This window comes from Actinomycetota bacterium, assembly GCA_030684515.1.
Taxonomy (GTDB): Bacteria; Actinomycetota; Actinomycetes; order S36-B12; family S36-B12; genus UBA11398.
Genome location: JAUXVJ010000006.1, coordinates 1 through 4,876 on the forward strand (window position 1 = coordinate 1; position 4,876 = coordinate 4,876).

The following is a 4,876-nucleotide window of genomic DNA, read 5'->3' on the forward strand; positions in this document are numbered from 1 at the left end:
GCAGGCGAAGCTCATCGCCGTTCACGGGTAGCGCCACATCTGGTTGCTTCAGGGTCAATGCGACGCCCATCATCTGGTATCGCGGAGTCGCTGCAGCGACCGCCGCTTCGCAGGTAGCGCACATGTCAATGGGTGTCAGTTTAAGGCCCAAGGCATGCTCGTCAGCGGCAGCAGTCTCACGTAGGTCGCCCGCGAGGCGTTTGAGACGGTAAACTTGGTGTCGCATCGTCGCCCAAGCTTCAACGTCACGGACGACTACCTCGTCCTCGAGTCCGTCTATATAAGCCTCAAGTGTTGCCAGTGGCGTGCGCAATTCGTGCGCCAGATCGGCGAGCAGGCGCGAGCGTGCCGCCTCCGAGTCACCCAACTGGGTAGCCATGAGCGTGAAGGAGCCTGACAGTTGTTCAAGCTCGCTGCTAAATCCGGCGTGGGGCACGACCACATCGAAATTCCCTGCCGCCACAGACTCCGCCGCCCTCGCCAACTCTTCAATTGGTCGCGAGACGCGACGCACCAGTAGCCATGACACCGCGCCAGCTGCCGCAACTGACATCGCCGTGGCAACCACCACAGAGATGACAAAGGCGAATGCAAATGCTTCTTCTGCGTGCTCCTGTACAGCTTCAGAAACGACACCCAAGTGGCTCAGGTGTTGGTGAAACAAGATAGGAGCAACGATCCAGGCAGTCACGATGAGAGCCAGTGCCCCAATTCCGACCACCATTGATTGGATCAACATCATTCGCGTGGCGAACCTCGGCCCGCCCCTCATATCTGGATGACCAAGCCATAGCCAACAGCGCGTACCGTGCGGATGAACCGCGGATCGGATGCGTCATCTTGGAGTTTGGTGCGCAGATGACCGATGTGCACATCGACGACGTGCTCATCACCCACCCAGCCTGGTCCCCACACGGCCTCAATGAGCTGACGTCGCGTGAGCACCGCATTCGGACGGGCCATCAATGCGGCCAATAGGTCAAACTCAGTGCGCGTCAATATCACGTCGTCCCCATCGACCAGGGTTGATCGTGCTTGAACGTCCACGGTGAGACCGACGATGGACATAGGCGCCTGCGTGGCCGATAGCGGGGTCGATGAGCGCGGACGGCGCAGCATTGCCCGCGCTCGCGCTATGAGTTCGCGTGGTGAAAATGGCTTGACCAGATAATCATCGGCGCCCATCGTCAAACCTAGTACTTTGTCGACCTCTTCATCACGGGCCGTCAGCATGATGATGTACGCATCGCTGAATTGGCGAATGAGTCGACATGCCTCGACTCCGTCGAATCCTGGAAGCATGAGATCCAGAACGATCAGATCAGGGCGATGCGAGCGCGCGACATCAACAGCGTCCGGACCTGTGTGCGCGAGCGCCACATCGAAACCTTCCCGCACGAGATAGCTGCTGATTACTGCGGTCAGGGGCACCTCGTCGTCAACTACAAGCACGCGCAGGCCATCAGCCATGCGCCGGCGACCCTGGGTGCTCTAGTAGCCGGCGTGCATCGGCATATGTCTGCGCGTCGATCTCACCTGAGGCGAAGCGTCGATCAAGAATCGCACGCGGTGATTCAAGAGACACGACGTTGCTCTCCCCATCGTTTTGCGTAAACCGGACGACTATCCATATTCCAAAGCCAATCAGCGCGATCCAGCAGGTCATCATGAAGCCCATGCCCCACCAGTTCGTACCGGGCCAGCCAAATCCGTCTTGAATCCAGCCCATCATCGTTGGGCCTCCTTGCTTCTATGACACGTCGCTTCTATGACACGTCGTTACGCTCGATTCTTCAATTGTCCCGTTGGTGGGTGCCCATCTGTGCGCATAGTCGATGAAGATTGCATAAAGGCCCATCGCTCATCCCTTGATCAAATCTTCATCCATTCTTGCGGGTACCTCTACTGACCCAGCTCGATGATGGATGCGCAGCAAAGAAGGAACCGCCATAGACATGCCTTGCTTCACGCCCGCGAATTCGCCCGAACCATTCTTCGCATCGCCATCACAAGGAGCAGACTCACATGAACAAGCGCCCTCTGGCAATCACGGCCAGCGCACTGGCACTCACCGCACTGCTAGCGACGTTCGGAGCAACACAGCCCGCCAACGCGGTCCCGACGCCGGCACCAATGAGCGAGAGCAACACGATGATGGGCAAGGGTGCCGCTGGCGACATCGCGTTCGCCCAAATGATGATCCCCCATCATCAGCAGGCGATCCAGATGTCTGACATCGCACTGAAGTACGCAAAGTCGCCGCAGCTCCTGAAACTGGCCAAGCAGATCAAGGCCGCTCAGAACCCTGAGATCACAACAATGCGGGGCTGGCTCAGGGGTTGGGGGGCGCCAATCTCGCCGTCTGCAAATCACTCAGTTTCGGGCGGCATGCATGGCACGAGCATGGGATCCACAGGCATGATGAGTGACGCCTACATGGCCAAACTCGCAGGCGCCCGCGGCGCGGCCTTCGACACCATGTGGCTACAGATGATGATCACCCACCATCAAGGAGCCATCACCAGTGCCCGGCAGGTCCTCAAGACCACCAGTAATGGACTGGTGCAGAAGTTGGCTAAGTCCATCATCGCCGGGCAAAGCACCGAGATAGCAACGATGAAGCAACTGCTTGCCAAGTAGATAGTTGGAACTCGAAGGAGAAGGGCTGACCATGAATAAACTCGTGATTGACGTGCAGGGCATGACCTGTAGCCACTGCGTGAATTCCGTCATCGAAGAAGTCACCAAGATTGAAGGAGTGACGCGGGTCGAGGTGAACCTACAGCCAGGCGAAAACTCGCACGTGCACGTGCAAAGTAGGCAATCGCTGACGGCCGCTGATCTTCAGCCTGCAATTGAAAATGCCGGCTACATCCTGACTGCACCATGAGTCACCGTCAGGGAGTCCGCGCGCGAGCAGTGGTACTCGTAGTAGTCGCGGCCGGAGCCGCAACGCTTCTGGCCGCGTGCTCATCACCCTCAGTCAGCAACACCCCCGGCTCGTCTGAGACCGCCTCATCAAGTACGACGGCGCTGGCCCCCACAAGGGAAGCGGCCGCCAGCGGTGAAGCAGTGAGTACCGACTCCCTGACGGGGCACGTCCACAACCTCGTCCTGGTCGGAACCATGCTCTACTTCGGTACCCACGACGGCATTTGGAGCCAGCAGCCCGGACAGCAACCAGTGCGGGTATCCGACGAGGTCTTCGACACCATGGGGCTTACGCGCACAGGCAGTACTTGGCTGGCCTCCGGACACCCAGGCCCCGAAATGGACGCACCAAACGACCTGGGCCTTGGCATCTCCACCAATGGAGGTCAAACCTGGAAGAAGGGTTCCCTTGGTGGGCAAGTCGACTTCCACCGACTCGTCGCCACGAACAAGGTGGTCATGGGTCTTGCCTCAAACAACGGCGTCCTATGGCGAACCGAAAACCTTGGACGTGCCTGGAATCAACTGGGTACACCCGAACTCTTCGACTTGGCCCTGGATCCCGCAAATGACGCAACCGTGATCGGCACCAGCCAGACCGGTGTCATGCGTAGCATCAATGGAGGAACGTCATTCGACTCGGTTCCGGGCGCGCCGCCACTTGCCCTGCTTGCTGCAACTGGAAGTCAAGTACTAGGCGCGGGCATTGACGGAAAGGTCTACGCGTCAACCGATGGCGGTTCAACCTGGATTCAGCGAGGGAGCCTGACAGCCCAGCCTACGGCTCTCGCAGCAGACGGATCACGAGTTGCGGCACTCGTGGGCGACACGATCATGGAATCCCTCGACGGGGGACGAACCTTCCAAGTTCGCCTAACTGGAGTCGGAGCAGCCAGCTAGAACACGTGACCGTTAGACGAATACGAATATCTAACCAGCAAGCCAGCGCCACGCTAGTACGAGCACTGCGGTGCCAACTAGCGCAGCAATTGCAAGCATGACACGCCTATGCAGGCGCCTCGAGCACTGGCGCGCACGAACGAGCATGCCCGGTGCAGCAGGTCTGATGAGAATCTTTACGCGCACGCTCACAATGCGTCTGTGACCATCAGATGATACGTCCTACGCCTGAGAAGCGCTCTCGATACCAGGGGCCCAAGAAGGCTATGAGTTCCACCCCATCATCTGGATTGGAAGCGCTGACCATCTTGCCGTTCCCGACATACATCCCCACGTGATGTGCCCCTGAGCCGAAGTAGAAGACAAGATCTCCCGGACGGATCTGCGACACAGGCACTCGTCGGGTCTGTGAATACTGTGACTTGGAGTAGTGCGTGAGTCCAACGCCGGCTTGCCGCCATGCCGCCAAGGTCAGACCCGAGCAGTCATATGATCGCGGCCCGGCCTGTGCTGCCACATAGGGCTTGCCCACCTGGGACAAGGCAAACCTCACAGCAGAGGCGGCCCGGCCGCTACCGATGTAGCCCAATGGGGTCTTCCCAGGCTTGCGTCCTGGGCGCTGAACAGTTGCCGCAAGTTGATTCTTGGCCGTCGCAGCTGCGGCCAACGCCTGCTGACGAGCCTGGGCCTTGATGCGATCCCATCGCGCGCGTTGTGCAGCTGTCATCTTCGCCAGCACCGCCTGCGCCTTGCCCAAGTTGGTGTCGGCCTCAGACTTGGCTGAAGCCATCGTGGCGTTGAACCGTTTGGCAGCAGCGACCTGCTGTGCGACCTCAGCCTGGGTTTGGCGCAGTCGCAGGGTGCGGGTCTGCCATCTACGAAGAATTGTCTGCTGCGACTGCGCAAATTGATTGAGTGCGGACCCGTGGGCAAGGAACGCTGACGGGTCACTCGCAAGTAGAAGTTGCAATGACGGGTCCAAAGACGCCGACATGTACGCCGAGCGAGCGAGCGCGTCGATGAGCTCGGAAGATTTCTGTAGTTC

The 4,876-nt window shown here is 59.2% G+C and carries 7 protein-coding genes; 3 read left to right on the plus strand and 4 right to left on the minus strand.

Annotated elements, in window-relative coordinates; translation table 11 throughout:
- From Q8M73_01705 to Q8M73_01715, 3 genes are all read right to left on the minus strand, one after another.
- Positions 1-724: HAMP domain-containing protein (locus Q8M73_01705; GenBank protein ID MDP2287266.1), on the minus strand; the 724-nt coding region annotated here is incomplete at its 3' end.
- Between the two features lie 44 nt (positions 725-768).
- On the minus strand, positions 769-1,470 hold the full coding sequence (locus Q8M73_01710; protein MDP2287267.1) for a response regulator transcription factor: 702 nt from the start codon (positions 1,468-1,470) through the stop codon (positions 769-771).
- A complete protein-coding gene (locus Q8M73_01715) occupies positions 1,463-1,732 on the minus strand; it encodes a hypothetical protein (protein MDP2287268.1) in 270 nt (89 codons plus the stop codon). The genes Q8M73_01710 and Q8M73_01715 overlap by 8 nt, the downstream gene beginning before the upstream one ends.
- Before the next feature lie 293 nt (positions 1,733-2,025).
- On the opposite strand from Q8M73_01715, the gene Q8M73_01720 reads away from it, so the two are divergent.
- Genes Q8M73_01720 through Q8M73_01730 form a run of 3 tightly spaced genes read left to right on the plus strand, consistent with a single transcriptional unit; the run spans position 2,026 to position 3,831 of the window.
- A complete protein-coding gene (locus Q8M73_01720) occupies positions 2,026-2,640 on the plus strand; it encodes a DUF305 domain-containing protein (protein ID MDP2287269.1) in 615 nt (204 codons plus the stop codon).
- A gap of 31 nt (positions 2,641-2,671) precedes the next feature.
- Positions 2,672-2,890: a cation transporter gene (locus Q8M73_01725; protein ID MDP2287270.1), complete on the plus strand. Its 219-nt coding sequence runs from the start codon at positions 2,672-2,674 to the stop codon at positions 2,888-2,890.
- The gene (locus Q8M73_01730; GenBank protein MDP2287271.1) at positions 2,887-3,831 is read left to right on the plus strand and encodes an exo-alpha-sialidase; all 945 of its coding nucleotides are present in this window, start codon (positions 2,887-2,889) and stop codon (positions 3,829-3,831) included. The genes Q8M73_01725 and Q8M73_01730 overlap by 4 nt, the downstream gene beginning before the upstream one ends.
- A gap of 208 nt (positions 3,832-4,039) precedes the next feature.
- On the opposite strand, the gene Q8M73_01735 is transcribed toward Q8M73_01730, so the two are convergent.
- On the minus strand, positions 4,040-4,876 hold an 837-nt coding region (locus Q8M73_01735; protein MDP2287272.1), incomplete at its 5' end, for a C40 family peptidase.